The sequence below is a fragment of the Alteromonas profundi genome (genome assembly GCF_010500865.1).
Taxonomy (GTDB): domain Bacteria; phylum Pseudomonadota; class Gammaproteobacteria; order Enterobacterales; family Alteromonadaceae; genus Alteromonas; species Alteromonas profundi.
On record NZ_JAAAWN010000030.1, the window covers coordinates 1 to 26,382 of the forward strand.

At 45.7% G+C, this 26,382-nt stretch carries 27 protein-coding genes; 12 read left to right on the forward strand and 15 right to left on the reverse strand.

Translation table 11 applies throughout. The features are described 5' to 3' along the window. Positions 1-726: 726 nt before the first annotated feature. Both yghU and GTH32_RS16855 read left to right on the forward strand, forming a co-directional pair. Positions 727-1,590, forward strand: a complete 864-nt coding sequence (yghU, locus tag GTH32_RS16850) for a glutathione-dependent disulfide-bond oxidoreductase (RefSeq protein WP_163087937.1) — start codon at positions 727-729, stop codon at positions 1,588-1,590. Positions 1,591-1,913: 323 nt separating this feature from the next. Continuing rightward, positions 1,914-3,389, forward strand: a complete 1,476-nt coding sequence (locus tag GTH32_RS16855) for a catalase (protein ID WP_163087939.1) — start codon at positions 1,914-1,916, stop codon at positions 3,387-3,389. 109 nt (positions 3,390-3,498) lie between these two features. Here GTH32_RS16855 and argA read toward each other — a convergent pair whose 3' ends face one another. Genes argA through argC form a run of 6 tightly spaced genes read right to left on the reverse strand, consistent with a single transcriptional unit; the run spans position 3,499 to position 10,168 of the window. After that, complete coding sequence (gene argA / locus GTH32_RS16860) at positions 3,499-4,809, reverse strand: amino-acid N-acetyltransferase (protein ID WP_163087941.1); 1,311 nt, start codon at positions 4,807-4,809, stop codon at positions 3,499-3,501. A gap of 4 nt (positions 4,810-4,813) precedes the next feature. Then, positions 4,814-6,196, reverse strand: coding sequence for an argininosuccinate lyase (argH, locus tag GTH32_RS16865; RefSeq protein ID WP_163087943.1), 1,383 nt, complete (start codon positions 6,194-6,196; stop codon positions 4,814-4,816). A gap of 24 nt (positions 6,197-6,220) precedes the next feature. Continuing rightward, entirely contained in the window at positions 6,221-7,426 is a 1,206-nt protein-coding gene (locus tag GTH32_RS16870; protein ID WP_163087945.1) for an argininosuccinate synthase, read from the reverse strand. 14 nt (positions 7,427-7,440) lie between these two features. After that, positions 7,441-8,352 carry an ornithine carbamoyltransferase gene (locus GTH32_RS16875; protein WP_163087947.1) on the reverse strand — a complete coding sequence of 304 codons (912 nt, stop codon included), beginning with the start codon at positions 8,350-8,352 and terminating at the stop codon, positions 7,441-7,443. Further along, positions 8,349-9,155: an acetylglutamate kinase gene (gene argB / locus GTH32_RS16880; RefSeq protein ID WP_163087949.1), complete on the reverse strand. Its 807-nt coding sequence runs from the start codon at positions 9,153-9,155 to the stop codon at positions 8,349-8,351. The genes GTH32_RS16875 and argB overlap by 4 nt, the downstream gene beginning before the upstream one ends. Continuing rightward, on the reverse strand, positions 9,152-10,168 hold the full coding sequence (argC, locus tag GTH32_RS16885; protein WP_163087951.1) for an N-acetyl-gamma-glutamyl-phosphate reductase: 1,017 nt from the start codon (positions 10,166-10,168) through the stop codon (positions 9,152-9,154). Before argC ends, argB begins: the two co-directional genes overlap by 4 nt. Positions 10,169-10,669: 501 nt before the next feature. Here argC and GTH32_RS16890 point away from each other — a divergent pair. Continuing rightward, positions 10,670-11,080, forward strand: a complete 411-nt coding sequence (locus GTH32_RS16890) for a methylglyoxal synthase (RefSeq protein WP_163087953.1) — start codon at positions 10,670-10,672, stop codon at positions 11,078-11,080. 53 nt (positions 11,081-11,133) lie between these two features. Here the strand turns inward: GTH32_RS16890 and GTH32_RS16895 are convergent, their stop codons facing one another. Beyond that, entirely contained in the window at positions 11,134-11,955 is an 822-nt protein-coding gene (locus tag GTH32_RS16895; protein WP_163087955.1) for a hypothetical protein, read from the reverse strand. Between the two features lie 159 nt (positions 11,956-12,114). Here GTH32_RS16895 and GTH32_RS16900 point away from each other — a divergent pair, with 159 nt between their 5' ends. Continuing rightward, a complete protein-coding gene (locus GTH32_RS16900; RefSeq protein WP_163087957.1) occupies positions 12,115-12,864 on the forward strand; it encodes a flagellar basal body L-ring protein FlgH in 750 nt (249 codons plus the stop codon). Positions 12,865-12,871: 7 nt separating this feature from the next. Beyond that, entirely contained in the window at positions 12,872-14,071 is a 1,200-nt protein-coding gene (locus GTH32_RS16905) for a flagellar assembly protein T N-terminal domain-containing protein (RefSeq protein ID WP_163087959.1), read from the forward strand. A gap of 85 nt (positions 14,072-14,156) precedes the next feature. On the opposite strand, the gene GTH32_RS16910 is transcribed toward GTH32_RS16905, so the two are convergent. Beyond that, a complete protein-coding gene (locus GTH32_RS16910) occupies positions 14,157-14,963 on the reverse strand; it encodes a Spy/CpxP family protein refolding chaperone (protein WP_163087961.1) in 807 nt (268 codons plus the stop codon). A gap of 280 nt (positions 14,964-15,243) precedes the next feature. On the opposite strand from GTH32_RS16910, the gene GTH32_RS16915 reads away from it, so the two are divergent. From GTH32_RS16915 to trmL, 4 genes are all read left to right on the forward strand, one after another. Then, entirely contained in the window at positions 15,244-15,981 is a 738-nt protein-coding gene (locus tag GTH32_RS16915; protein ID WP_203565537.1) for a response regulator transcription factor, read from the forward strand. Further along, complete coding sequence (locus GTH32_RS16920; protein WP_163087963.1) at positions 15,981-17,351, forward strand: ATP-binding protein; 1,371 nt, start codon at positions 15,981-15,983, stop codon at positions 17,349-17,351. The genes GTH32_RS16915 and GTH32_RS16920 overlap by 1 nt, the downstream gene beginning before the upstream one ends. Positions 17,352-17,409: 58 nt before the next feature. Continuing rightward, positions 17,410-18,390 (forward strand): alpha/beta fold hydrolase, encoded by a 981-nt coding sequence (locus GTH32_RS16925; RefSeq protein ID WP_163087965.1) that lies wholly within the window; start codon positions 17,410-17,412, stop codon positions 18,388-18,390. Positions 18,391-18,558: 168 nt separating this feature from the next. Further along, on the forward strand, positions 18,559-19,023 hold the full coding sequence (trmL, locus tag GTH32_RS16930; protein ID WP_163087967.1) for a tRNA (uridine(34)/cytosine(34)/5-carboxymethylaminomethyluridine(34)-2'-O)-methyltransferase TrmL: 465 nt from the start codon (positions 18,559-18,561) through the stop codon (positions 19,021-19,023). A gap of 71 nt (positions 19,024-19,094) precedes the next feature. Here the strand turns inward: trmL and gpsA are convergent, their stop codons facing one another. The 4 genes from gpsA to GTH32_RS16950 all read right to left on the reverse strand — a co-directional run bounded on the left by gpsA (position 19,095) and on the right by GTH32_RS16950 (position 21,374). Further along, a complete protein-coding gene (gene gpsA / locus GTH32_RS16935) occupies positions 19,095-20,099 on the reverse strand; it encodes an NAD(P)H-dependent glycerol-3-phosphate dehydrogenase (protein WP_163087969.1) in 1,005 nt (334 codons plus the stop codon). 11 nt (positions 20,100-20,110) lie between these two features. Beyond that, complete coding sequence (secB, locus tag GTH32_RS16940; protein WP_163087971.1) at positions 20,111-20,611, reverse strand: protein-export chaperone SecB; 501 nt, start codon at positions 20,609-20,611, stop codon at positions 20,111-20,113. 64 nt (positions 20,612-20,675) lie between these two features. Beyond that, positions 20,676-20,936: a glutaredoxin 3 gene (gene grxC / locus GTH32_RS16945; RefSeq protein ID WP_163087973.1), complete on the reverse strand. Its 261-nt coding sequence runs from the start codon at positions 20,934-20,936 to the stop codon at positions 20,676-20,678. 12 nt (positions 20,937-20,948) lie between these two features. Further along, positions 20,949-21,374: a rhodanese-like domain-containing protein gene (locus tag GTH32_RS16950; protein ID WP_163087975.1), complete on the reverse strand. Its 426-nt coding sequence runs from the start codon at positions 21,372-21,374 to the stop codon at positions 20,949-20,951. Positions 21,375-21,594: 220 nt separating this feature from the next. On the opposite strand from GTH32_RS16950, the gene GTH32_RS16955 reads away from it, so the two are divergent. Then, positions 21,595-22,746 (forward strand): murein hydrolase activator EnvC family protein, encoded by a 1,152-nt coding sequence (locus GTH32_RS16955; RefSeq protein WP_163087977.1) that lies wholly within the window; start codon positions 21,595-21,597, stop codon positions 22,744-22,746. Positions 22,747-22,754: 8 nt separating this feature from the next. Here GTH32_RS16955 and GTH32_RS16960 read toward each other — a convergent pair whose 3' ends face one another. Beyond that, the gene (locus GTH32_RS16960) at positions 22,755-23,081 is read right to left on the reverse strand and encodes a hypothetical protein (RefSeq protein WP_163087979.1); all 327 of its coding nucleotides are present in this window, start codon (positions 23,079-23,081) and stop codon (positions 22,755-22,757) included. A 329-nt stretch (positions 23,082-23,410) separates the two neighbouring features. Between GTH32_RS16960 and GTH32_RS16965 the strand changes: the two genes are divergently transcribed. After that, positions 23,411-24,196: a divergent polysaccharide deacetylase family protein gene (locus GTH32_RS16965; RefSeq protein WP_163087981.1), complete on the forward strand. Its 786-nt coding sequence runs from the start codon at positions 23,411-23,413 to the stop codon at positions 24,194-24,196. A gap of 133 nt (positions 24,197-24,329) precedes the next feature. After that, positions 24,330-24,758, forward strand: coding sequence for a MerC domain-containing protein (locus GTH32_RS16970; RefSeq protein ID WP_163087983.1), 429 nt, complete (start codon positions 24,330-24,332; stop codon positions 24,756-24,758). 47 nt (positions 24,759-24,805) lie between these two features. Here GTH32_RS16970 and GTH32_RS16975 read toward each other — a convergent pair whose 3' ends face one another. Together GTH32_RS16975 and GTH32_RS16980 are read right to left on the reverse strand one after the other, a co-directional pair. Further along, positions 24,806-25,495, reverse strand: a complete 690-nt coding sequence (locus GTH32_RS16975; protein WP_163087985.1) for a glycerophosphodiester phosphodiesterase — start codon at positions 25,493-25,495, stop codon at positions 24,806-24,808. Next, positions 25,489-26,382, reverse strand: a complete 894-nt coding sequence (locus GTH32_RS16980) for a DMT family transporter (RefSeq protein WP_163087987.1) — start codon at positions 26,380-26,382, stop codon at positions 25,489-25,491. The genes GTH32_RS16975 and GTH32_RS16980 overlap by 7 nt, the downstream gene beginning before the upstream one ends.

Below are 26,382 nucleotides of genomic sequence, written 5' to 3' on the forward strand. Positions count from 1 at the left end.
AAAAACGCGCGGCGTACACAGCGCGAAACGCAGTGATAATACGGTGTATCCAATAAACTAATTTGCGACTTTCTGGCTTTAGGCATGGGGCGTTCAAACGTTAATTTACTCCTTTAACAGTGTGAATGGCTAACAAGGTTAAAGAAAGTGTACTGAAGTATAGTTTTGGTGCCGTGTTTTGTGCCTGTCTCAATAAGTTTGTTTATGTGGCGTATTATTGTGACTGTCTTAAAAAGCTTCTTAAAAGGCTTCGTTATTGTGACTGTCTAAAAAAGCTTCGTTTTACTTATTGGAATGTAAATAAGTGTTGCTAGTGAGCAACATCTTCATCCTGAAATTTAGAGTTGGCACTCTTATGTCTATCTAACGTGTTGAAATGTATTGGTTAATACGGTTTGGCATAATCATTGTATTAGCTTGGTGTATTGATGCAAATATTCTTTAAGACACTATGTCTAGGTTGCAATTAGTGACACATGCGACCTTCTCTATGCCAATAGAGTAGTACCAGTTTGCGGGCAATGGACTGCCCGCCTTTTCTTCTTTGGGGGAACAATCGCTTCCCCCGCTGTTTGTCTTTCTTCCAGTGTTGCCTATCGTAAACACAGGTTCTGCGAATAGTATAACGAGGCGAATTGCGCTATTTAAAAGCAAAGGCCCCTTGTTATTTATAACAATATACCCACTCCATTTATTCAAAGGCTACATTCACATTAGGAGCGCTTTATGAGCAGTGAGACAGATTACACGCCCCCGAAGGTATGGACAGAAGATGAGAACGACGGAAATAAATGGGCCAGCATTAATCGCCCAGTTTCCGGTGCCACCCATGAGCAAGAGCGTCAGGTGGGTGAGCATGCATTGCAGTTGTATTCGCTGGCTACGCCTAATGGCCAAAAAGCTACCATTATGCTTGAGGAGCTGCTAGCTGCCGGGGTAAAGGAGGCAGAATACGATGCTTGGTTAGTTAATATAGGCGAAGGCGATCAGTTTTCTTCTGGTTTTGTGGATGTTAACCCAAATTCAAAAATTCCCGCTTTAGTGGATACTACCACCACGCCAGAAACCAAACTGTTCGAGTCGGGATCCATTCTTCACTATCTAGCGGAGAAGTTTAATCGGTTTATCCCTAGCGATCCTGCGGCAAAGGTAGAGTGCTACAATTGGTTGTTTTGGCAAGTAGGCTCGGCTCCTTTTCTCGGCGGAGGGTTCGGCCACTTTTATAGCTACGCTCCGTATCCGATGAAATATCCAATCAACCGATTTACCATGGAAACGAAGCGCCAGCTTGATGTTCTAGATAAGCATTTAGCGAAACATACCTACTTAGCAGGTGATGAATATTCCATTGCCGATATTGCGGTATGGCCCTGGTATGGCAACCTAGCACTCGGTAAGCTCTATGACGCGGCAACCTTTTTACAAGTGCACGAATACACGCATTTAGTAAGATGGGCGAAAGCAATTGCTGAGCGGCCTGCGGTGCGCCGGGGTAGCATCGTTAATCGTACCTGGGGCGAAGATGGACAGCTTGAAAACAGGCACAGTGCAAAAGATATTGACCAGGCTCTTGAGCAAGCCAACAGGTAAACTGTTCGCAAGGTAACGCACGCAGCTAAGCCCATAAACTATTGGCTACTTACCTCCTCAATGCATGGCGAGCTCCATTCAACTGAGGTAAGCGGCCGACTATACTTACGTAAGTCAGTGGCCCATAGCATGGTATGTATCGAGTTATTCAATTAAGGCTATTGTATCTTATTATAAAAATCAATTAATACGATTGATATTGCTCATTAGATTCGGTTTATTTAATTAACTATCCTCTATCTCAAGTTAACTCGCTTAGCTTTACTAAGCGCTCATCCAAACGAGCGTTTGGTGAATGTATAAATACGATGAGGACGCCAGTCATGAGTAAATGCCCATTTTCAGGTGCAATGAGCACGCCTTTAACCGCCAGCAATGGGGCCCCTGTTGCAAACGATAACCAGAGCCGTACGGCAGGCGCCCGCGGTCCAGTCACTTTCGATAACCACTATTTATTTGAAAAGCTAGCGCACTTTAATCGCGAGCGCATTCCAGAGCGGGTGGTACATGCGCGTGGTAGCGCTGCCTATGGCACATTTACCCTAACTAAAAGTTTATCTGAATTTACTATTGCTGATTTTCTGCAGCAGGAAGGTCAGCAAACGAATATATTCTTGCGTTTTTCCACGGTAGGTGGCGGTCAAGACTCCAGTGACTATGCCCGAGATCCCCGTGGCTTTGCGGTAAAGTTTTATACGCAGCAAGGCAACTGGGATATGGTAGGTAATAATACTCCGGTTTTCTTTTTACGCGATGGAATTAAGTTTCCTGACTTCATTCACAGCCAGAAAAAGAACCCGCGTACAAATTTGCCAGACCCTCAGGCAGTGTATGAGTTTTGGGCGAACAACCCGCAATCATTGCACCAGTCAACTATCTTGATGTCAGACAGAGGTATTCCTTTATCATACCGTCACGTTAACGGTTATAGCTCGCACACCTTAAGTTTCTGGAACAAAGCCGGTGAGCGCTATTGGGTGAAGTGGCACTTTAAAACAAACCAAGGAATTAAGACGCTAACGAATGAACAAGCGGCGAAGATGCCTGCTTTTGGTGCTCAGCAAGACTTGATTGAAAGTATAGATAACGGCGACTTCCCGTCGTGGACCGTTAAGGTTCAGCTTATGTCAGAAGAGGAAGCTAAAACTTATGCTATCAACCCTTTTGATCTGACTAAAGTCTGGCCGCACAGCGACTTCCCATTAATGGAGATAGGTCAGCTTGAGCTAAATAAGAACGTAGATAACTACTTTGCTGAAACTGAACAAGCTGCATTTGCGCCAAGCAATTTAGTTCCTGGTATAGGTGCATCGCCCGATAGAATGTTACAGGCACGGTTATTGGCCTATCAGGACGCGCAGCGCTATCGTGTAGGAGCGAATTATAACCAAGTGCCGGTTAATGCTCCTCGTTGTCCGGTACATAATTACCAGCGTGATGGTGCGTTCGCTGGCATTAACCCTGCGCTTGCTGGTGCAGGGGCTAACTTCTATCCGAACAACCGAGCTAACCAAGGTGAACCGGCAGAAGTGGTAGCTGCGGCGGAGCCACCTATGCCGTTAGAGCAGGATGCATGGCTAGATATATATGATACCCGTGATGAAGATAACTTCAGTCAAGCAGGCGCTTTATTTAGGCTAATGAGTGAGGATCAGAAAAACCAGTTGGCAAACAATATTGCCGATGGCTTAAGCCAGGCTAGTGAAGACGTTCAGCAAGCGATGTACGCCAAATACGAGCAGGCTGACAAAGAGTACGCAGAACGGGTTAAACAAGCGGTAGCTGACAGAACGCGCTAACGATATAAGCAAAAAAAAGGGTGCTTCATTATATGAAGTGCCCTTTTTTGTTTGTTTCTTACTCGCTATTGTTTCCATACTGGTTTAGTAAAAACCAGTATGGAGGGGGTTATACCGGTAAGGTGAACACCTTAGATTTTCGTTGAAAGTTATACAGTTCTTTTTTCACGGCAGGCAGCGCACTGATATCAGCGGGCTGAAAACCTTGCTCTAAAAACCAGTGTGCGGTAACAGTGGTTAGTACAAAAATAGTATGAATGTTGGCTTCTCTTGCCCGTGCACGTACTTCTTCAAGAATGCGTTCGCCACGGTTTTTACCCCGGTAGTCTTGGTGGGTTGCAACACAGGCTAATTCAGCACAATCATCTTCTGGATAAAGGTATAAAGCTGCGCAGGCGATAATCATGCCGTCGCGAACAATAACGATAAATTGGTTTATCTCATTTTCCAGTCGCTCGCGGGAACGTTTAACCAATACGCCACTTTCTTCCAGCGGCTTAATTAACTTTAAAATTCCTCCCACATCTTCAATAGTCGCACCTCGAAGTTGCTCGTAATGATGTTCCATCACTAAAGAGCCTGTACCATCACGGGTAAATAGCTCTTGAAGCAATGCACCGTCTTTTTCGTAACTAATACAATGGGCGCGAGGGACACCTGCGGCTACGCTAGTGGTGAGAGCACTTAACACTGTAGACTCAGTGGTAATATCGCCGTTCATGATCAACTGTTCTAACTGCGGACGTTCAATAGTACGCAGTAAGCGATTGTCATTGTTGTACACACCATCGTAATTGGAAAATACGATAAGCTTATCGGCTTTTAAGGCAATAGCAGCCTGCGTGGCAACATCTTCATGCGATAGGTTGAACACTTCACCGGTAGAGGAATACCCCATAGGTGAAAGAAGGACAATAGAGCCGTCATTTAGATGATCGTTAATACCAGTAATATCAATGCGGCGCACTAAGCCTGTGTTTTCAAAGTCAACGCCGTTACGAACCCCCATGGGTTTTGCCACCACAAGGTTACCTGAGCACACACGTATTTGGGCGCCATGCATCGGGGAGTTAGGTAGCCCCATAGTCAGTAAGGCTTCAACCTGAGAACGAACTGAGCCGGCGGCATCCTTAACACATTCTAAGGTTTGCTTGTCGGTAATACGCACCCCTTTTTCAAATCGACCTTCAATATTGCGCAAAGCAACACGCTGGTCTATTTGCGGGCGGGCACCATGAACCAATACAACCCGTACACCCACGCTATTGAGCAATGCAATATCATGGATAATATTGGGGAAATTAGGGTGTTCGATGGCTTCGCCACCGAACATCAAAACAAAGGTTTTTCCCTGATGAGCATTAATATAGGGCAGTGAACTGCGAAATAATTTAATCCCATCATGATGCGCTAACACCATACATTTACCCTTGTTTGTCTAGGTTTTCCAACTCTTGATACAGTGCTTTAGTCACTGTTTCTTTGCTGGTTCCGCCTAAAATATTACGCTGATTCACACCAAACTCTAATTGCAGAACAGGATAAACATCCTCTTCAATTTTGTCGCTAATGGCTTGTAAGTCACTAAGCGGCAAGTCTTCAATGGCACAGCCTTTATCGATTGCTTGAAGCACTACACGCCCTGCAATGTCATGGCCCGTTCTAAACGGCACACCTTTGCCTACTAGGTAGTCTGCCAGTTCCGTTGCGTTAGAGAAACCTTGGGCCGCGGCTTCCCGGCAGCGGGCCTCGTTCAGTTGCAATGAATCAAGCACTTCAGTGGCGATACATAAGCAAATATGCCACTGGTTTACCGTATCGATAGCGCCTTCTTTGTCTTCTTGCATATCTTTGTTATACGCAAGGGGTAGGCCTTTCATGGTAACCAACAACGACTGTAGCGAGCCAAACACTCGGCCACATTTGCCCCGCATAAGCTCTAATGCATCAGGGTTTTTCTTCTGTGGCATCAGTGACGACCCTGAGGTCACACTGTCACCAAGCTGCAAAAAGCCTGCTTCGCCGGAGTTGTAGAAAATCATATCTTCTGCAACACGAGATAGGTGCATCATGCTTGTGCTGGCCACAAACAATAGTTCTAGAACAAAGTCTCTGTCTGATACAGCATCCAAACTGTTTAGGCACGGAGAATCAAAGCCCAGTTCTTCTGCAATGGCGTGGCGGTCCACTGGGAACGTAGTACCGGCAAGTGCGCCTGAACCTAATGGACACTGGTTCATACGAACTTTTAGGTCGTCCAAGCGGCTCAAATCGCGCTTAAACATTTCCACGTAAGCCAAACACCAATGTGCAAAATGAATGGGCTGAGCGCGTTGTAAGTGGGTGTAACCAGGAATAATCGCTTCTTGATGGCGGCTGGCTGCGTTAAGTAAAGATTTAATCACAGCCAAAACATCTGCGTGCAGTGACGTAATATGCTCACGAACCCATAAGCGGAAGTCGGTAGCAACCTGATCGTTGCGGCTTCGCCCTGTGTGTAGCTTACGGCCAATGTCGCCAAGCTTGTCGATAAGCGCGGCTTCTACGAAGCTGTGAATATCTTCTTCGCTAGAGGCAGCGAAATCTAATTCACCAGCGTCAGCCTTTGCCTTTAACTCGCTTAGCGCCGATTCTAGTTGCTGTTGTTCGTCTTCGGTTAACACTCCAGCTTTAGCAAGCGCTCGAGACCAACTAATAGAGCCTTGAATATCTTGGCTCGCCATTACTTGGTCGAAAGGTAACGAGTCGTTAACCTGTTTAAACATACTACTTGCACCGGATTCAAACCGGCCACCCCACAACGCCATGTGATACTCCTTAAATTTTGGCCATTAACCTTGGTTTTTTAACGCTTCGATACGACTTGAAAGGCTGAATAGGCGGATAAAGCCTTCAGCATGCTTCTGGTCGTAAACATCATCGGCACCAAAGGTGGCAAAGTCTTCCGAGTACAAGCTATTAGGTGAACGACGCTGAGTAACCGTGGCTTGTCCTTTGTACAGCTTAACCACGATGTCGCCGGTAACTTTTTTGGCAAACGATGCTGCGCCAGCAAGTAAGGCGTCATTCAGCGCGGTAAACCAACGGCCGTCATACATTACATGCGAGAACTCAAGGCCAATTTGTTCACGGTATTTAAGTGCAGCTTTGTCCAACACCATAGTTTCAAGGGCTTTGTAAGCTTTAAGCAGTACAGTGCCTCCTGGCGTTTCATAGCAACCACGTGATTTCATACCTACTAAACGGTTTTCTACGATATCGATACGGCCCACGCCGTGTGCACCTGCAACGTCGTTTAGTTTTACCAAAGCTTGATAAGGTGAAAGTGCTTCGCCATCAACATGGGTAAGCTTACCTTCGTTAAATGACAAGGTAACGCGCTCTGGCGTGTCAGGCGCATCTTCTGGGTCGACTGTCATCGTCCACACTTGTTTCGTTGGCTCTTGCCAAGGATCTTCAAGCTCGCCGCCTTCGTGAGAAATGTGCCAAGCATTAGCATCGCGGCTGTATATTTTAGTAGCTGATGCAGTGGTAGCGATGTTTCTTTCTGCTAAGTAGGCCAAAAGATCTTCACGGCTTACCATATCCCATTCACGCCATGGCGCGATCACCGTTAAGTCGGGGGCGAGGGCTGCAAAGGTGCTTTCAAAGCGCACTTGGTCATTACCTTTACCGGTACAGCCGTGGCATAAAGCATCAGCGCCAACTTTGCGGGCTATTTCTACTTGTGCTTTGGCAATAACGGGGCGTGCCATCGACGTACCTAACAGGTATTCACCTTCGTAGACTGCGCCGGTGGTAATGGTAGGGTAAATATACTCGCTAACAAATTCTTCTTTTAAATCAACGATGTGGCATTCGCTTGCGCCAGAGGCAATCGCTTTTTCGTGAAGTCCTTCTAATTCTTCATCACCTTGACCTACATCGGCAGCAAAGGCAACGACTTCACAGCCATAGTTTTCTTTTAGCCATGGAATAATAGCTGAAGTATCAAGCCCGCCTGAATAGGCAAGCACGATTTTTTTAACATTTTGCATCTAAGTAAATCCTCTTAGGCACTAAGTAATTGAGTAAGGATGGCGTTTTGGCCGTGCATTCTATTTTCGGCTTGCTGCATGAGTAACGACTTATCGCTATCAATCAGCGAGCCGGTAATTTCTAAATCCCGGTGGGCTGGTTGGCAATGCATTACATAGCGGGCACCTGAGCTTTCCATCAAGGCTTCATTTACCTGATAAGGCATGAACTTTTCTTTGATGGTGGCAAGTGGCGTTTCATCACCCATCGACAGCCATGTATCAGTGTAGATGACATCTGCGCCCTTTGCGGCATTCAATTCGGTGCTTTCTACAATGCTTGCGCCGGTTTGCGCAGCGAGGGTCTTAGCGTGGGCCACAACACTGGCGTCAGCTTCATGACCTTGTGGCGTGATCACTACCTGATTACAACCAAGTAGTGCGCCTACAATCAACAACGAATGGGTAACATTGTTACCATCGCCGACATACGCCATGGTTAAACCTTTGGTTTTGCCAAAGCGTTCAAACATAGTGATGTAATCAGCTAGCCCCTGGCAGGGGTGGTATTTATCACACAACGCATTTACTACCGGAATGTTCGCGGCGTTGGCGAAGGTGGTAAGGGTATCATGGGAAAATACCCGAGCCACAATGGCATCTGCCCAGCAGGCAATATTGGCAGCAGTATCAACAGAATCTTCGCGCCCAGCGAGTTTGCCCGATTGCACATCAAGGTAAACCATATGGCCGCCTAATTTATTGATGCCAATATCGAAGCTTACCCGCGTACGCAACGACGGTTTTTCAAATAGTGCCACAACAGACTTTCCGGCCAATACATTGCTGTAGCTTGCGGGCGCTTGCTTAATTTCAATCGCAAGCTGTAATAAGTTTTCCATTGCTTCTGGTGTCCAGTCAGCAAAGGTTAAAAGATCCTGTTTCATTCTGTGTCTCCTGATGCGCCTGTTTGTGCAGGTGGTGGCGTTGGTAAAATCCGTGTGCCGGTTTTTTTATTTAGAATATCCATAACGTCAGCACTCCAACTGGCGATATAGACGGCACGGGACAATGAAAGCGCCGATTGCATGGCAGCGTCTACTTTAACTTTCATACCATCAATAATTACGCCTTGTTGAGATAAGGTGTGAATGTGTGTTTCAGTTAGCTCGCTGATAAGCTGTTTATCACCATCTAGTACGCCTTCTACGTTGGACAGCAACAATAACTCAGCATCGAGTAATTCAGCAATAACTGTGGCCGCTTGATCAGCATTTATATTTAACAGGCGCCCTTGGGGGCTACTGCCTATAGAGCTGACAATGGGTAAACTTGATTGCGCGAGCACGCTTTTTAAGAAGCCAGCGTTGGCGCTTGTAGGCACGCCTACGGCACCATATTGTTCGGCCATAGGTTCACACGTCACCATATCACCATCTAACAAAGATAAACCCACTGGGGATAAACCAGTAGCAATAGCGGCGGCACACAATTGTTTGTTGGCTGTTCCCGCTAAAGCGCCACAAATATAGGGCATATGCTCATCTGGCGTTACACGTAGGCCGTCTAATTTGTTGCTAGATAGTCCTAAGCTTGCCATCAGTGTTTCAACTAATGGCCCGCCGCCATGTACCACCACTACTGGGCGGCTTTTTTTCACCTCTTTAATACTGCTAAACAAGCGAGACATGGCGGCACTATCTTCAAGTAAGGCGCCGCCTACTTTTATAACAATAGGAGAACGACTCATGAAAGGACTAATCCTGTTTCAATAGGTTGATTTGTCATTAAATTCACACATTGAATTGCTTGAGAGGCTGCACCTTTCATTACATTATCAATGGCTGCAGTAATAACGGCATAGCAAGAATCTTCGTCTAATTTAAAGTGTAAATCGACAAATGGCGTATGCGCTACATCATCCACTTTTGGGAAACTATTGCGTAGGCGAACGAGCGGACAATGCTGATAGCTTGACGTAAAGGCCTCGGCCAACTGCGCTTGCGTTGTTCCAGGCGTTACTTTCACAGTAACAGTGGCGAGTATGCCACGTTTAAAGTTACCTAAATGAGGAGTAAATATCACCTTGGTACCAAGATAAGCCTCTATTTCAGGGGTATGTCTATGACCCAGCACGCCGTAGGCCTGTAAACTTACTTCGTAATAGCTGGTGGTTAAATTGGCTTTTCGACCCGCCCCAGACACACCAGAAACCGCGTTAATTACCGGGCGGACCTGTGAGTCTAGTAAACCATTTTGTGCCAGCGGTTTAAGAGCAGAAAGGCTGGCGGTGGGATAGCACCCGGGAACGGCGATGATATCCGCAGAAGTTATATCATCGCTGTACCATTCAGCAAGCCCGTATACCGCTTTATTCAAGCAGTCAGAAGCGGTATGGGGAAAACCGTAGAACTGAGCAAATATATCGGTGTCTTTGAGTCTAAACGCACCCGAAAGGTCAAGTACCTTGGCCTTTTTACTGCTTAGCGTTTGCATCCAGTCATGACTTGCCTCATGTGGTGTAGCAAGTAAAACAAAGTCCATGTCCTCAGCCATCTGGGTAAGCGCACTGTCGCTAATAGGCGTAAGGGTGTAACTAAGGTGCGCTAAGTTGCCATGCAGGCTACCAATAGGTTTACCCGCATCAGTACTATTTTCTGATACAAAGGTACCTTTTAAGGTGAGTGCAGGATGTTGCTGCACCAATTGAACGAGTTGTGCTCCAGTGTAACCACTGGCACCAATAATTGAGACGTTATACATAATTAAATTTTCAATAAAAGAGGAAAAAAATCACTTTTTACCTTTGTATACTGGTTTGGCGTACATTTGTATTCCAAACGTGACCACATTACAAAGGTAAAAAGTGTGCTACCGCAAAAGCTTACCTACAGACAGGCATATCGTCGTAGGCTGCGCAATGTGTAGCCAGCCAGGGGAGGTGTAAATTCATTAACATTAGTTAGCAAATGACCATGAATATGGGCCGATTGTGTCATTGTTGCTTCCTGTACTTATATCAACTCAATCACGAGTATAATGCCTTATCCGACGACTAGTTTACGCATTTGGAATATTTATGCAATAAAAATGTATAAATATTTGTTTTGTTGGTTTTTCCTTTCTCGCCTTATAATATCAAGTAAGTAATGACAGAAAGTTGACAATAAAGCACAGAGCGATGAATATTTATGTTCAATTTTGAGGGTTATTATGTAGACTTCGACTATTAACGTGGTCTACATGCAAGGGAATTAGGACAGCATGAGTAAACTGACAGTGGCGCTAGTCGCCCATGATCATAAAAAACCTGAATTATTGGCATGGGTGCAGCAGCATATCGACACCTTGCGCCAATGTGATTTAGTGGCAACAGGCACTACTGGTGGCCTTATTAACAGTGAAACCGGGCTTACGGTCACCCGTTATAAAAGCGGCCCGCTAGGCGGCGATCAACAAATTGGTGCCTTAATCGCGGAAAACAAACTCGATGCGCTATTCTTTTTTTGGGACCCACTTAACGCCGCACCACACGACCCTGACGTTAAAGCCTTACTTCGTCTTTGCTCTGTGTGGAATGTCCCTGTGGCATGTACCCCAGCTACCGCTGATTTAGTCGTCACCTCACCGTGGTTTTTATCTTCTGAGTACAAACCCATTAAACCCAGCTTTTAGTAGCTCAGCGGGTAGGTGCCCTTAAAGGGCGCTTAGATAAATACGATGGCGGGCTAGCCGCCAATGTTTCGCTGTACAAATTGATAAGCGTTATCAGTTAGTGTACTGGCAACATCCAGTTCACTTGTGGGCTCATCCGTTGTGCTGCCTTCACTGCCAACAAGGTTGGAAAACGTTTGCTTCCCGTAGTCCCACAAGTTTGTGGATATACTTTCCCCTGTCATTTTCTCCACTGTTAAGTCGGCATCCGTATATAACATGCCGGCTACGCCTCCATAAAGGAATCCGCCGGCCAGACTTGCAGCGGCATCTATATGTGTGGATGTTGTTGCTTCATAAATGTCTGAAACAATAGGCAGATGATTAACAATATTCAACGTATCGAACCCATCTTGTAAGCCTAACCCGTCTTCACCAAACGCCGAGGTATAAAGCTGATCAAACATGCCTTCTGCGGCACCGTTTGCCTGAGCACCATCGATATTGCTCGTCTGCGTAGTACTTTCAGTGTCTGCCAGCGAGGTTGCCGAGGCACTTTCAGTAAGACCAGCGAATACATTATTTTGCAAAGCGCTAAGAAGTGAGTTCTGCATAACGCTGATTGCATCGTCAGAGGTTAATGCCGAAAGCATATTGGTATTTAAACCCGCGGTACTTTGCGTAGATGCTGACGCTGTAGCATCTTGTTCGGTATCTGTTTCGTCGGTATTTGGCATTTGCGCGAACAAGGCGGCAAACATTGACGGCAAGTCTTGACCTTGAGTTGCCGTATCCTCGGTTTGCGTTGCCGCTTGGGCTTGTGTGTTGGTAGCGGGTGCTGCTACCGATGAAAGTAAACTGTTAATGCTTCCCTGAGTAGACATTTCTAAGGCCATAACTTCCCCTTGCCCGCAGGCATCTATTTGTTTTGTAAAGGTTTTGCAAATTCAGTGAGTTTTTATTTCGCAGTGAAATTATTGCTTTAAACTTGCTCCTGCTTTCGTCATGGATGGCGCTTTTATGTGCTCTTAACTCTTTAACCGTCAGAAAGAATTATGAAAAAACGATGCCAACTATTCTCGCTTTACGCCATCTTTACACTGGGCGGCTGTGCGCAAACCGTCTCTGAAGAAGAGGAAGTGGTAGCGAGTAGCCCAACCAACCCGCAAGTCGAACAACGCGCAATATCTATAACAGAAGAAGTACCGCGTCCGGGACATCCGGATTATACCCCGGTACGCGCTTATCCCGTGGAAAACGTACGCACTCCAACGGGCTCGCTATTTAATCCAGATATGGCTATGGGCCTGTATGAACGACATACACACTACAAAGTGGGCGACATGATCCTGGTAAAGCTTGATGAGGAAACACTGTCGGAGAAGTCTCTCGATTTTAATACCGACAAGAGTAGCTCTTTTGATATAGACCCACTTACCTTGCGAGTAGGAGGGATTCAAGTTGAGGACAACGATTTAGAAGTGGATCATGGGCAAGAAAGCGAATTTAACAGTTCGGCCCAAACCAAACAGTCTAACTCTATGCAAGGCAGTATTACCGTTTACGTTACCGGCATTACACCGGCGGGTAACTTACTGGTAACGGGCGAAAAGTGGATAACAATGAACCGAGGTAAAGAATACATTCGCTTTTCAGGTGAGGTGAGAAAAGAAGATGTTGATGAAAGCAATACAGTGATGTCGTCAAAAGTGGGTAACGCGCTAATTGAATACAGTGGTACGGGTGAGTTACAAGATACCCAAAAACGCTCTGTTATCGATAAACTTTTCGCCATTTTCGGATAACTATACCATGGCTCGTTTTAACCGATTACTTGTTTCGATTACCTTTGCGGCGGCTTTGCTTCCTAGTGGCGCTTATGCCGAATGGGTGCAAGGAGAAGCCAGTCTAGACTTCTCTGGCGCAGACTTAGCATCGGTACGGGCAACGGTGATAAAAAACGCCATTGCTGATGCATCCTATAAAAGTGGTAGCGTGATTGCGGCAGAAGATGTGCTCATTAACGGCTTAGTGTTAAGCAGTAAAGCAGAGCTAACCACGGCGGGGCGAATACAGCGCGTGGAAATACTTAGTGAGACAGTAAAAGAAAATGTGCTTACCGTGGTGGTGAATGTCAATTTAACGCCATTATTTGATTGTCAGCCACAACGTTTTCAAAAACGTTTGTTGGTTACCCACTTTGCCCTTCTCGACCCAAGACAGGCTGCCACAGGCGGTGTATATAACCTGGGAACCCATATTACTCAGCGGTTTGCCCAGCAGTTCGAGGGGACCTTAGAGGCGCCCGATGTAATGCAAATTCCTGAAACACTCACCCATGCCAACATGTGGGCAGCCGATACCCTAAGCGGCGCTGAGCTACAAACGAAGGCCACCTATTTGCGTGATACCTATGGGCAGCAGTTTGCGCTATATGGTTACATCAGAGATATCAGTTTATTCGAGCAAGTGTCGCAAAGTGATGAGTTATTTAGTAGCGATGAAGTCGCGTTACGGCGTAATTTTACCTTGCAGGTTTTTGTGCTAGACACCTTTCGCCAACGTGTAGTTTTTGACGAAAGTTATCATAGCGAAGCTGACTGGCCGTTTGATAGCCACTATATTGTTGATACAAGCAATAGTCTTTTTTGGCGCAGCGACTATGGCCGAATGGTGCTAAATACCGTCAATGCCGCAGTATCCGATGTATCTGCTGCGATTACCTGCGAACCAACCTTTGCACGCATTGTGAATGTATATAACCAGCAGTATGTAGTCGATATGGGCGCCACTCACGGCGTAACAATGGCCGATAGCTTTCAGTTGTACAAACAGCAGTCGTTGCCTGTACTAATGTCACCCACTAAAAGTGTAATTCTACCGGTTGAAAACGAGCAGTTAGCAATTTCTCACCTTGGTGATGAGGTTAGTGTGGTAACGGTGAGCGGTGCAGAATCGGCCCTGCAATTATATGATATTGTGGCGCCGGTTGAGCCAAAAAGCGCCAACTAGCTTTGAAGTGATCCCCAACAATTGGATAGTCCAACTATTGGTGGGCAGTTCAGTTGGCGCTTTTCACGTTTTAATAAAGGGGGGCTTAACCCCGTTTTAGCAGCTTTTGGAAAAACGAACGCTCTTCGTTTTGCACTTCAAGTTCAGCAATTTGTTCATCGGTAAGTACCGCTAGCATTGCTTGTTGATTAAATGCTTTGTCAACTTCAGCACTTACCATTGCATCGTGATAGCGAAGAGATAACGCTTCAAAAGCATCGCTAGAAAAGCTACCGCTTTGCACTAAATCAGCTTGTGCTTCACGAAATGCCTCCATATTCGCTTTATGAGCATCCATGGTTTCTTTAAATGAAGCGCTAAGCGTTCTTAAGCTTTCGCGTTGTTCATCTGACAAATCTATGCCTCTAAATGGATTGCCTCTAAACGGGCTGCGTGGCTTTTTACCTTGGCCCTTTTTATCACTGAAATTGGCGCGCTTAGCATTGCGCTTGTCTTTGAAATCCTCAGCACGTGCTAATAGTGTGGATTGTTGCTCGGCCGTCAACACTGCAAACACTTGGCTGCGAAGCTCTGCAATTTTCAACCCTTGGGTTTCTCGTTCACTAACTTTTTCTTCGGCCTGTGCGCGAATACTTTCTGCTGACGCTGAGCGCAACGTAGTCAGAGCGGGGCGCTCGGGTTTTTCGGGGCGTGGCTGTGCCTCTTTAAAGTCTTCAATTAACGATTTTATCTCTGCCTTTTGCACAGAACTAAGTGATAAATCATGTAACTGGTGAACAAGCCCCTCTATCGGAGAATGATTGCGCTTATGGTGCCCGCGCGGGTTTGCTTCAGCCGGTTGGCTTAGAGCAACAGTGCTAGCTACGAGGGTAGCAATAATCATCACTTTCATGGTCGTCTCCTATTAATCAGACACCTGAATAGTAGCCCGTGAATCCACAAAAGCAGTCAAGGTACTGTAAAGCTTTTGTAAAGTCGGAACCCAAATATGATTCACAGGGTCGAACCCATTATAGTAGTACTAATCAGTATTTTAATTTTTAAGCAAGACACCACAAAAAAGGCCATTTCTCCCTTTATTTATAAACTGAATAGGGCGGAGCGCGAAAAAGTGCATGCTGTTTTGTATATAAGCAGTTTAGCAAGGTGTAACATATCAGAGTAAATTACCAATGAATCAAGCTTTAGCCGAGTCAAACACCATGGGTGCAAATATCCACTTAAAGTCTATTTTAATCATTGATGATGATACTGAACTAACTGAAATGTTGGCGGCTTATTTAGGCACCGCAGAGTATCGCGTTAAAGTGTGTAATGACGGTCAATCGGGTTTGGCCGAAGCGGTTTCTGGTGGACACTACGATCTCATTTTACTTGATGTGATGATGCCAAAAATGGATGGGTTTGACGTACTTAAAAAGTTACGGGTAAGTCATGCAACCCCTGTGCTTATGCTCACCGCAAGAGGTGATGACTACGATCGAATTCTCGGCTTAGAACTAGGCGCTGATGACTACTTAGGGAAACCTTTTAACCATAGAGAACTGATGGCGCGTATAAAGGCCATCTTTAGACGTTTAACATTAGTAAGCAATGGTGGAGCTATAGAGCAAGACTTATTGGTTAATAGCATTTTCTTGAGCCCTAGTGCTCAGGTGGCAAAAGTAGATGATGTGGAAGTTACCCTCACCAGTACCGAGTTTTCCACTTTACGACTGTTAATGTTAAATGCAGGCAACCGCGTAACCAAAGAAGAGATTAGTTTGAAAGTATTAGGTAAGCCACTACAGCCATTTGATCGCAGTATTGATATGCATGTGAGTAACTTACGTAAAAAAATGGCGGCTATTACGCCGCAAGAAAAGATAAAAACTATTCGCGGTGTCGGTTATATGTTGATGCCTCACTAATGAAGTGGTTCCGGCATCTCAATCCTACCCGGGCCATTATGGGCCGGCTATTTTTCTGGTTTTGGGCAACCTTTATCGTTACGGCAGTATTGGCGGTTTGGAGTACGCGGTTATTTTTTGAAGACCTAGAAGTGAATGCGGCATCACCGCGCCAGTTAACCGTGTTAACACGAGGGTTAGAAAAATTAAACAGTGAAAGAGGTGAGCGTGGGCCACTTAGAATGGCGTTACAACGCAGCGTTCCGCCGTTTAGGGGGCGTATGGTCGCCGTTGACCTCAAAACTCAGCAGGTGATCACGGCTGGTGGTCCGCCAATGCGTGAAAAGGAAGAACGGGATATTGTAAACCTATTGGAACAAACATCACCCATTTCCATTACCCGAGGAGCGCTAAAAGTAACCGGGCCGGTATTTTTCAACCGTGACGACAACCGCTACGCTTTGTTCGTTATGAATATGGAAATGCCCACTAAATCAACACCGCCTTTCGTACTACTATTGTGTATTGCTATAGGTACCACATCCTTGTTGTCGTGGTTATTTGCCCGCTCACTCACCCGCCCCATTTTACAAATCCAAACCTCTGCCCGTTCATTAGCTAATGGTAAATGGAATACTCGAGTGAACAACGCAGAAAAGCGTCAAGATGAACTTGGCCAACTAGGGCGTGATTTCAATCGTATGGCAACGCAACTAGATGCAATGTGGACTGGGCAAAAACGCTTACTCGCAGACATATCCCATGAATTACGCTCTCCTTTGGCTCGACTTCAAATGGCGTTAGGTTTAGCACACCAACAAGATGTAGACCCAACAACCTTGGTACGTATAGAGCGTGAAGCGGAAAGGATGGATGCGCTTATCGGGCAGTTGCTTGTCTTAAGTAAGGCAGAGGCAGGGGTGACAACTTTTTCATCTCATACCCTATCGGCTTTGTTTCACGATGTTTTTACCGATGGTCAATTTGAAGCGGCTAACAAAAATCGTGTGTTAGATATCGCTGACATTCCAAAATTAACGGTTCAGGCAGAGCATACTATGTTGTGTCGGGCGGTAGAGAACGTATTGAGAAATGCCATTCGCCATAGTGAACACGCGATAGAGGTTGCATTTGATGTTAGTGAAGATTATTGGTCTGTGATCATTGCAGACGATGGGCCCGGTTTATCCGCGCAAGAATGTGAGCGTGTATTCTCGCCATTTTATCGCGCCTCATTAGCCCGTGAACGCGAGTCTGGTGGCGTAGGGCTAGGGCTTTCAATTGCAAAAGCGGCTGTAGAGTTGCATCATGGCAACATTAGCGCCAAGCGCGGGCAAAATAACGGGTTAGTGGTTACACTATCATTCCCTCGCAGTTTAAATAACGCCTAGATAAAACCTAGATTGCTCGTACTTGGACTTGAAAGACTCATCATATAGGACGTTGCCAATGAGTTGGAAGTTTACTACGGAGCAAGAACTTGCTACCACTTTTGCCACTACCATTAATCCATTTTGGCAGTCGGCTGTCACCCGCGGCCATTTCACCGGTAAAGATAATGTAGAAGTGCATTATGCGTGGTGTATACCAGAAAAACCCATTGCTTCGGTAGTGATAAGTTCAGGTAGAATAGAATCTTATCTAAAGTATAAAGAGCTAATTTTCGATCTTTATCAAAATAATTTTGCGGTATTTATATTAGATCATCGAGGGCAGGGGCTTTCTGGGCGGATGACCCACGACCCTCAACATGGTTATGTAGCTGACTTCAACGATTACATCGATGATTTAGTTTCCTTTGTGCAAGAGATTGTAAAACCTTTGCAGCAAGGGCCCTTACGCTTATTATGTCATTCTATGGGCGGTGCTATCGGAGCGCTAACCTTACACCGTGAGCCTGACCTTTTTGATAAGGCTGTTTTGGCATCGCCGATGTTTGGTATTAAACCGGCATTACCTAATTGGCTGGCCAATGGTTTAATTCAAATAGGGTTAAGTTTTAATCGGATAAGAAAGCAACCCTCGGGATATTTTTTCGGGCAAACGTCCTATATCCCGTTTCCTTACGCCCTAAATAAACTGACGCACAGTAGATCTCGTTACGCTTTGTTTCGTCAATTGTACGATGAAGAACGCCGTATTCAGTTAGGCGGTGTAACCACCGAATGGCTTAGCGCGGCACACCGCGCTATGAATTTCATTGAGAAAAACGCGCCTCGTATAACCACACCTTGTTTAGTGCTTAGTGCCCAAGACGATAGTATTATCGATAATAAACGCCAACAAAAAGTGGTAAATGCCATGCCTCACTCTAAGCTTGAACGTATCGCTGATGCTTATCATGAAGTTTTTACCGAGCGTGATGATATTAGAAACAAAGCGTTAACCATGGTGTGTGATTTTTTGGCCGACCACCCGCCGGCAAAGTAGCCGAATATTGCAAGGCATTTTAAGCGCGTGCTGCAAGTGATGGATATAGGCGTGTGCACAGCTTCAACGCTATAGTGTTAAGGTAAACTATTAGGCCTTGCCGATTCTGCAGCGAGCCACTATGCTTTGATGCCCTGTAACTATAGCCTTTAACGAGACGTAAAAAAGATGCTAGATATAGTGTTATACCAACCTGAAATCCCGCCCAATACAGGTAATATTATTCGGTTATGTGCCAATAGCGGGTTTAATTTACATCTTATTGAGCCTTTAGGGTTTGCATGGGATGATAAACGGGTACGTCGGGCGGGGTTAGACTATCACGAGTTTGCCCACGTTAAGCGCCATGCAAACTTAGATGCCTATATGCAATATGCAAAACCTAAGCGGGTATTTGCCTGCACCACTAAAGGCAAGGCGTTTCATAGTGATGTTACTTATCAAAAAGGCGATGCTTTGATGTTTGGCCCAGAAACCCGCGGGCTGCCAAACGACTTTATCGAATCACTTCCTCCAGAGCAGCGGGTCCGCATTCCAATGTTGCCCGATAGCCGAAGTATGAACCTATCAAATGCTGTTTCAGTGTTTGTTTATGAGAGTTGGCGCCAGTTGGGTTATGACGGCGCTCGCTAACACGGAAAAAAGTTAATAAAAAGGCGCCTTAGCGCCTTTTTAGTCATATAAGTTTGGGCAGAAATTACGGGTTAACCTTCATTTTTCAAATCGCGCCCTAGTAAGCTTAATGCCGCTTCTTTAGGAGACTTTTTGTGGTAAAGCACAGCGTATATCTGTTCACAAATTGGCATTTCAACGCCAACATTTGCAGATAGCACATGAACTTCTTGGGTATTGCGGTAGCCTTCCACCACTTGGCCAATTTCTTCCATCGCCTGCTCTACGCTCTTACCTTGCCCTAACGCTAGGCCAAAACGTCGGTTACGCGATTGATTATCGGTACAGGTTAAAACTAAATCGCCTAAGCCAGCCATACCCATAAACGTTTCTGGCTGAGCGCCAAGCTTTACGCCTAGGCGGGTCAGCTCAGCAAGGCCACGTGTAATTAACGCGGTACGGGCATTTGCGCCAAACCCCAACCCATCGGCTAAACCGGCACCTATAGCGATAACATTTTTTACTGCGCCACCTAACTGAACGCCGGTAAAATCGGCATTCTTATACACCCTAAACGACTTTGCACAATGTAGCTTAGCGGCAAATTCATCACTTAGCGTATCATCTGTGGATGACAGCGATATTGCGGTAGGTAACCCTGCCACCATTTCTTTGGCAAACGTAGGCCCTGATAGCACCGCCAGCGGATACGCATTGCCTAGGGTCTCTTCTGCAACCTCACGCAATAGTCGTCCTGTTTTCGGTTCTAAACCTTTCGTTGCCCAGATAATGCGATGATGTGGTTTTAACAGCGGCTTTATACTGTTAAGTATGGCCGCGAAGCCATGGCTTGGCACCACAATCAGAATATCTTTACTCGCTTGAACGACCTCTGCGAGATCTGCATTTACTTCCAGCGCATCAGGAAATTTCGCTCCGGGTAGGTAACGAGCATTTTCACGGTCGGCTTTAAGCTCAGCGATGTGCTGCGCATCTCGCCCCCATAACAAGGTAGGGTTACCGTTGCGGGCTAGACAAAACGCCAGTGCGGTGCCATACGACCCCGCCCCTAGCACTGAAACCGATTGAGGGTTCATGTTCACCTAACTTACGCGTCCATCTTAGGCGCTTCGCCCTGCGCTTGCTGTGCACGCTTTTGCATGTAAGCCGCAAAAATAGCGTCAAAGTTTACTGGCGCTAAATTAAGAGGAGGGAAAGTGCCACGGTTAACTAGGTTTGAAATAGTTTCACGAGCATAAGGGAACAGCATGTTCGGGCAGTAAGAGCCCAGCATGTGCGCTTTGTTTTGATCAGGCATTTCGCCGATGGCAAAAATGCCGGCTTGTTGTACTTCACACAAGAAAGCCGTTTCTTCACCTAAAGTAGCGGTAACTGTTACCGATAGCACGACTTCGAAAACATTTTCATCAATCTTATTGGTGCTCGTATCGATATCTAGCTTGATTTCAGGCTTCCACTCTTTGGTGAAAATGGTCGGCGCGTTAGGCGACTCAAAAGAAATGTCTTTAGTAAAGATACGCTGAATATTGAACTGAGGGCCTTGTTCGCTTGTTGCTTCGTTGTTGCTAGTCTGATTTTCGTCAGCCATGGTATTTCCTATTTCGTTGTCGTTTTTAGATTTTACTAATTGCGTTGCGATATGTGCTGACGCGTTATGCTAACCCAAGCATAGGGTTTAATTTGCTTTGCGCTTCTAACGCCATCATGTCGTCACAGCCACCAACGTGCTGATCATCAATGAAAATTTGAGGCACAGTCCAGCCGCCATTGGCGCGCTCAATCATGGTGTCTCTTAGTTCAGGTTGAACATCGATGGGGTATTCCTGAAACGCTACACCTTTTTCGTTCAACAGTGCTTTCGCGCGGTGGCAGTAAGGGCAATGTCCCTTGGTGTAAATTTCTACTTTACTCACAATGTTCACCTATTATTTGGAAGTGGGTAGACTCGCGCTTTGCCACGCATTCATCCCACCCTTTAATACATTAACGTTTGCAAAGCCTGCTTTGGACATGGCATTCGCGGTGCTACGAGCCTGATTACCCATAGCGCATACTAGAATAATGGGTTTGTCTTTGCTGTTTTCAAGCACGCTGAAGTTTTTCTCTCGCAACGCTTCTGGCTTTAGCTGCCTAGCACCTAAGATATGTCCTGCTTTATATTCTTTCGCAGCACGAATATCCACAACCACCGCATCTTCTTTATTTATCATTAATGTAGCTTCGTGGGTGTTAACTTCTTTTATTGATGAAGTCAGTGACGAAACGTAACTGAATATCAACATCGCAACGAGTGCAACCCAAATACCGGCAAGTACAATATTATTTCCGGCAAACTCTATTAGCTGATCCATTCCCTAAAACCTTGTCTATAGACCGTAAAACGAGTGCAAAGTATATAGAAAATTCGGCGAGAAACCAGCCTACAGTTAGAGGCTGTTACAGCACATTCAATTGGTTTTTTTTAGATGACTGTTATTGCAGCTAAATTGGACTGGGATTTGCCCATGCCCTCAGATACACTGACCTATTACCAATTTCGCACCTATGTACTTGTTTGAGGTTGTCTCGTTAATGAAGGAAATGCACCGTCTTTGTCTTAGCAGCTTTATGTTGGCATGGCTCATTATCGGGTTATATTCTCCACTGGCACATGGCCAGGACGAAGAGCAAGCCAAGCTAGCTGAACTTCAAGCTGAATTACGCGAACGTCAGCAGGCCCTTAATACCAGTAAAGCGAACGCCAAAGAACTTGCCGAAGTTCTAAAGTCTTCTGAGTTAGAAATTGCTAAAGTCGCCACTGCAATGGCACGTACTAATGATGAGTTAAAAAAGGTGAATGCGGAAGAGGCGGCTTTAAAGGAAGAGCAGAGCAAGCTAAAGCAAGCGATACGTCAGCAACAATCCTTACTTTCAAGCCAGCTGAAAAGTGCGTATATGGCAGGTCACTACGATTACGCAAAAATGATGTTTTTCCAAGAAGACGCGAAAACGTTTGAGCGGGTTATCACCTATTATCAGTACATAGCAAAAGCTAGACAGCAAGAGATTACACAGTTTAAAGATAACGTAGCACAATTAGAAAGCGTTACCGCGCGGCTATCCGAAAAGGCTAAGACGCTACTTGCACTGCGCAAAAAACAACAAGCCCAGCGCGGGGTCATTGTCGCGCGGCAGCAGGATAGACAACAAACCCTCGCCAAATTGAATCAAACGATAGCCAGTGAAAGCGAGCGTATAGCAAGGCTGCAGGAAAATGAAAAAGCGTTGCGTGATGCTATAGAAGCCGCCCGTCTGGCGGCAGAACGCGCCGCTGCAGCCAAAATTACACTCGATGGGTTAGCCAAGCTTAAGGGAAAGCTATCGCCCCCCGTTGAAGGGAAAATACGCAAGCTTTTTGGTAATCGTAGGCAAGGCCAGGTACGCTGGAAAGGCGTAATTATTGATGGCAGTGAGGGCGACCCCGTACGCAGTATCGCATCGGGAAAAGTATTGTATGCTGATTGGCTAAGAGGGTTTGGATTAGTTGCAATTGTCGATCATGGTGAAGGCTACATGAGCGTATATGGGCATAATCAAGCGTTGCTGAAACAAGCGGGAGATGACGTCCGTGAAGGGGAAAATTTAGCGCTAGTAGGGCGCAGCGGGGGGCAAGAATACGCGAACCTGTACTTTGAAATAAGGCACAAAGGAAAAGCGCTTAACCCCACCGCATGGTTTAACTAATGGGTTAATTAAACTGTTATAGAAAACGTTGCTGTATCTGGCAAGTTAGCTGATGAGGAGGGCGGTGCCGGTCTATCTTTGCCCGCCAATTCAGCCAGGCTCTTACTGTCAAAACCTGCCTCAGTCATCGCTGTCTCAAGGGATTTACTTGGCGCAATACCGGCGTTTTTAAGCTGCTCGGTAATCGCTTGTGCGTCGCTTTCTGTAAGGTTTTCTGCATCATAGGAAGACAGAATTTCGGTGACTGTGCTTTTTTGTTCGTCAGTTAACGCAGCGCCATCATTACGTGGAGGCGGTGGCGGGGGCATGGCCCCATTATTTACTGTAGAAATCATAGTTGAGCCTTTAAAGATGATTAAATAAATGATTAAAAGGACAGGTAAAAAATAATTGGACGATGACATCTTATCGGCAAAGTGCAGACAAATTGAGCACAACTGAAGCTCTTTACGCAAACTTTACGCTGTAGGTATTTTTGCCGGTAAGGGGAAAATAGCCTCTGCGTGGGGAGATATCACGCTAAAGGGGGCGGCGAGGCTTAACCGCATAGGCTATGCCCGCAAGATGAATTTATTGTGGCTTAATAAACCAGCCCAATAATTGCCAAAAATGAGCTGAAATACATTAGCAGGAAAAGAACAATTATAATGAATGGATTTAGTCGATGCTTCTGCGCTTAATTTTACTTATCGTTTTCGCCTTACCTTGTTTTGCAATGACAAAACCCTTGTCTGGCGAACCAAAAATCATCATTATCTTAGATGATTTAGGCTATCGTACCACGGATCTGAGCGCTTTTTCGTTGCCCACCGAAGTTACCTTTTCTATTTTACCTGAAACACCGCTAGCCCACGCTATTGCTCAGCGTGCGCATCAACAAGGTCGTACGGTTATGCTGCATATGCCAATGCAAGCTAAAAGTGACAACGCCATGGGACCTCTCGGCCTTAGTATCGATATGTACCCAGCCACCATTACCGACACCCTTCGCCGTGCGCTTAAAAGTGTACCTTATGCCGTAGGGGTGAATAATCATATGGGCAGCGTGTTTACAGGACATGCAAATGGTATGCGTACATTCATGGAAGAAATTAAACGTCAGGGCCTGTTTTTTGTCGATAGCAGAACGTCCGTTTACACCAAAGGCCACGAAATGGCCCAAGCACTGGATGTTCCAAGCGTAAGCAGACAAATTTTTCTCGATCATCAAAAAAGTCGTTTGTTTTTACAACAACAATTTGAAAAGACGAAAGCCCTAGCTCGTAAAAAAGGTAGCGCCGTTGTTATCGCGCACCCGTACCCTGAAACCCTTCGTTTTCTTGCCGAATCTCTGCCTACTTTAGCAAAGCAGGGTATTCGCCTAACCTCGGTGGCAGATTTTCTTTATACCCCCCCATTACCAAGTAACGTTGAACTCCCTTCTCTAAGCCCCTCAGCAACCGAAGAATAAAAAAATAGCGAAGGCTATTTGCCAAGGTGGCCAAAATAAATTTATCAATTCAGGAAAAATTTAATTAAGTTGAATTTCAATTTCTCAATAATTGTTATATTATAACGTCTCTGTCGTGAGGTGTAGAATGTCAATGAATCCTGTAAATGATAATCCAACAAAATTAGACAAGCTCGGTATCTGGGTATCGGGGCTATGTGCGTTGCATTGTCTAGCGCTTCCTGTTGTGGTGCCGCTATTACCCCTTATTGGTTCTTCATTTTTCGCTCAACTATGGTTTGAGCGCACCATACTTACGATTTCATTATTAATTGGTGCAGTGGCATTAGTGAGTGGCGCCTTGCGTTACCATGGTCGCTGGTATCCGCTCGTATTGCTGTTCTCAGGCGGCGCAATTTATTGGCATAAAAACATGTTTGGGGAGTCTTACGAGCCCTTTACCATTGCTGTCGGTGCGATGCTAATTGTGGCAGGACACTGGATCAACATGCGCTTATGTCGTCAGTGCAAGTGCTGTAAAGATACAGTTTTTGCTGCGCATTTATCTACCGACACTAAGTAAAATCCCTTGGGTTAGGCAAGGAGCGGTGCTGTGTACAGCATACTTCGTTATTTGAAGATGCTACGTGCAATATCTGGCACATTAGTAAAAATGCCGGTTACACCATATGCGGCTAACCGCTGCATATCTTCTATCTCATCAACGGTGAATACGAAAACGTCGAAACCTTCTGCTAAGGCCTGCTGAACGTATTCGGGTGAGGCTACATCTAACGCAATATGCATTGAATACGCCCGTAACATGTGGGCGTCGTAGCAAGGCTGTAAGCTGTAACTGGCACTTAGCGCGCCAATTTTAACCTCGGGCCATAATTCTCTGATTTGTTTTAACCAATGATGATTAAACGAGGAAATAAGCAACTTCTCAACTTCGATACCGCTACTGGCGACAGTATGGCGTACTTCAGACACCCAGCTATCAGCATCGGTCAATTGCTTTATCTCAATGTTACACCATTTCCCTTTAGGTACAGTAGCCAAGGTTTCTACAAGGGTAGGGATCCGCGTGCCTAATCCAGCGTCTAACTGGCGTAGTTCGCTAAGGGGCGTAGACAGTAAAAAACCGCGCCCGTTCGTCGTTCGGTTTAAGGTTTTGTCGTGGAAAACGATAATACCTTCAGGGTGCTGAAAGGTATCAAATTCAATGCCGTCGGCATCCTCTTCAAAGGCCAGTTTAAATGCGTCTACCGTATTCTCGGGGAGGGCTTTACTGGCTCCTCGGTGGGCGAAAATTAGCATTGTTTAGCGTGCTCCTTCGCTGCTTGTCTATGAATTTTGTGTGTATTAAGTGTTTCGTAGACAGAAGCAGAGGTAATAAGAAGACCCCCTAAAAGCGTTCCCCATGTGGGTTGCTCACCCAGTAATAGCACTGCTAGAACTACCCCATAAAACGGCTGCATACAGGCGATCAGAGAAAATGTCTTAGCTCTAAGATGCCGTAAACTTGCCGCAATAAGGGCATGAGGCAAGGCTGTGAATACCGTACCAAGCAGCAATAGCATAAGCCAAGCGCTGATTGGCGCTGCACTAATTTCAGTACTTCCTATTGGCAACAATAAAACGGCAATTACTAAGGTTTGCCATGCCATTGCCTTAGCCCCGCTATAATGCTTGAAATGCTTCCTATGCAATAGATTTCTAAAGGCATACAGGAGTGCCGACGCAATACCTATTACCACGCCCAAGGTAATATCATTTTCCAGTGACGTTTCAGGCACAATAAGATAAACCCCCACGATAACCGTTACCGCAGAAACCATGTCTTGCCATACCAGACGGGTTTTTTCAAAAAAGGGTTCTATTAAAACGGTAATTACTGGAAACGTAAATAACGCTATCATACCTACTGAAATACTGGCGAACTGCATAGCTGCGAAGTAGCTAACCCAATGCAATGCCATTAATATGCCTAGCCCTATGGCGACCATATAGTCTTTTTTAGATGCCAGTCGGATAGTTTGCTTAGAAAGTGTTAAAAAGCCAAACAACGCAATGCAGGCAAAAATCGAGCGCATTAGCGTGATATCACTTGCGCTTAGTGGCACTAACCGTGAAAACAGCGCCGTGCCACCAAGAAGTACAATAGTGAAATGAAGCGAAATTAGGCTTTTTTTGACGGCATCCAT

What these genes read in the sequence shown, in the direction of transcription:
- GTH32_RS16920 (WP_163087963.1), top strand. Translation starts at nt 15,981, where the DNA reads ATGAAGTGGTTCCGGCATCTCAATCCTACCCGGGCCATTATGGGCCGG.
- GTH32_RS16980 (WP_163087987.1), bottom strand. Translation starts at nt 26,382, where the DNA reads ATGGATGCCGTCAAAAAAAGCCTAATTTCGCTTCATTTCACTATTGTA.
- GTH32_RS16895 (WP_163087955.1), bottom strand. Translation starts at nt 11,955, where the DNA reads ATGGCCTTAGAAATGTCTACTCAGGGAAGCATTAACAGTTTACTTTCA.
- GTH32_RS16875 (WP_163087947.1), bottom strand. Translation starts at nt 8,352, where the DNA reads ATGAAACAGGATCTTTTAACCTTTGCTGACTGGACACCAGAAGCAATG.
- GTH32_RS16905 (WP_163087959.1), top strand. Translation starts at nt 12,872, where the DNA reads ATGGCTCGTTTTAACCGATTACTTGTTTCGATTACCTTTGCGGCGGCT.
- GTH32_RS16965 (WP_163087981.1), top strand. Translation starts at nt 23,411, where the DNA reads ATGCTTCTGCGCTTAATTTTACTTATCGTTTTCGCCTTACCTTGTTTT.
- GTH32_RS16975 (WP_163087985.1), bottom strand. Translation starts at nt 25,495, where the DNA reads ATGCTAATTTTCGCCCACCGAGGAGCCAGTAAAGCCCTCCCCGAGAAT.
- yghU (WP_163087937.1), top strand. Translation starts at nt 727, where the DNA reads ATGAGCAGTGAGACAGATTACACGCCCCCGAAGGTATGGACAGAAGAT.
- GTH32_RS16925 (WP_163087965.1), top strand. Translation starts at nt 17,410, where the DNA reads ATGAGTTGGAAGTTTACTACGGAGCAAGAACTTGCTACCACTTTTGCC.
- GTH32_RS16970 (WP_163087983.1), top strand. Translation starts at nt 24,330, where the DNA reads ATGAATCCTGTAAATGATAATCCAACAAAATTAGACAAGCTCGGTATC.
- GTH32_RS16960 (WP_163087979.1), bottom strand. Translation starts at nt 23,081, where the DNA reads ATGATTTCTACAGTAAATAATGGGGCCATGCCCCCGCCACCGCCTCCA.
- GTH32_RS16950 (WP_163087975.1), bottom strand. Translation starts at nt 21,374, where the DNA reads ATGGATCAGCTAATAGAGTTTGCCGGAAATAATATTGTACTTGCCGGT.
- argH (WP_163087943.1), bottom strand. Translation starts at nt 6,196, where the DNA reads ATGGCGTTGTGGGGTGGCCGGTTTGAATCCGGTGCAAGTAGTATGTTT.
- argB (WP_163087949.1), bottom strand. Translation starts at nt 9,155, where the DNA reads ATGAGTCGTTCTCCTATTGTTATAAAAGTAGGCGGCGCCTTACTTGAA.
- GTH32_RS16900 (WP_163087957.1), top strand. Translation starts at nt 12,115, where the DNA reads ATGAAAAAACGATGCCAACTATTCTCGCTTTACGCCATCTTTACACTG.
- GTH32_RS16955 (WP_163087977.1), top strand. Translation starts at nt 21,595, where the DNA reads ATGAAGGAAATGCACCGTCTTTGTCTTAGCAGCTTTATGTTGGCATGG.
- GTH32_RS16870 (WP_163087945.1), bottom strand. Translation starts at nt 7,426, where the DNA reads ATGCAAAATGTTAAAAAAATCGTGCTTGCCTATTCAGGCGGGCTTGAT.
- argC (WP_163087951.1), bottom strand. Translation starts at nt 10,168, where the DNA reads ATGTATAACGTCTCAATTATTGGTGCCAGTGGTTACACTGGAGCACAA.
- GTH32_RS16915 (WP_203565537.1), top strand. Translation starts at nt 15,244, where the DNA reads ATGAATCAAGCTTTAGCCGAGTCAAACACCATGGGTGCAAATATCCAC.
- trmL (WP_163087967.1), top strand. Translation starts at nt 18,559, where the DNA reads ATGCTAGATATAGTGTTATACCAACCTGAAATCCCGCCCAATACAGGT.
- GTH32_RS16855 (WP_163087939.1), top strand. Translation starts at nt 1,914, where the DNA reads ATGAGTAAATGCCCATTTTCAGGTGCAATGAGCACGCCTTTAACCGCC.
- secB (WP_163087971.1), bottom strand. Translation starts at nt 20,611, where the DNA reads ATGGCTGACGAAAATCAGACTAGCAACAACGAAGCAACAAGCGAACAA.
- GTH32_RS16910 (WP_163087961.1), bottom strand. Translation starts at nt 14,963, where the DNA reads ATGAAAGTGATGATTATTGCTACCCTCGTAGCTAGCACTGTTGCTCTA.
- GTH32_RS16890 (WP_163087953.1), top strand. Translation starts at nt 10,670, where the DNA reads ATGAGTAAACTGACAGTGGCGCTAGTCGCCCATGATCATAAAAAACCT.
- argA (WP_163087941.1), bottom strand. Translation starts at nt 4,809, where the DNA reads ATGGTGTTAGCGCATCATGATGGGATTAAATTATTTCGCAGTTCACTG.
- gpsA (WP_163087969.1), bottom strand. Translation starts at nt 20,099, where the DNA reads ATGAACCCTCAATCGGTTTCAGTGCTAGGGGCGGGGTCGTATGGCACC.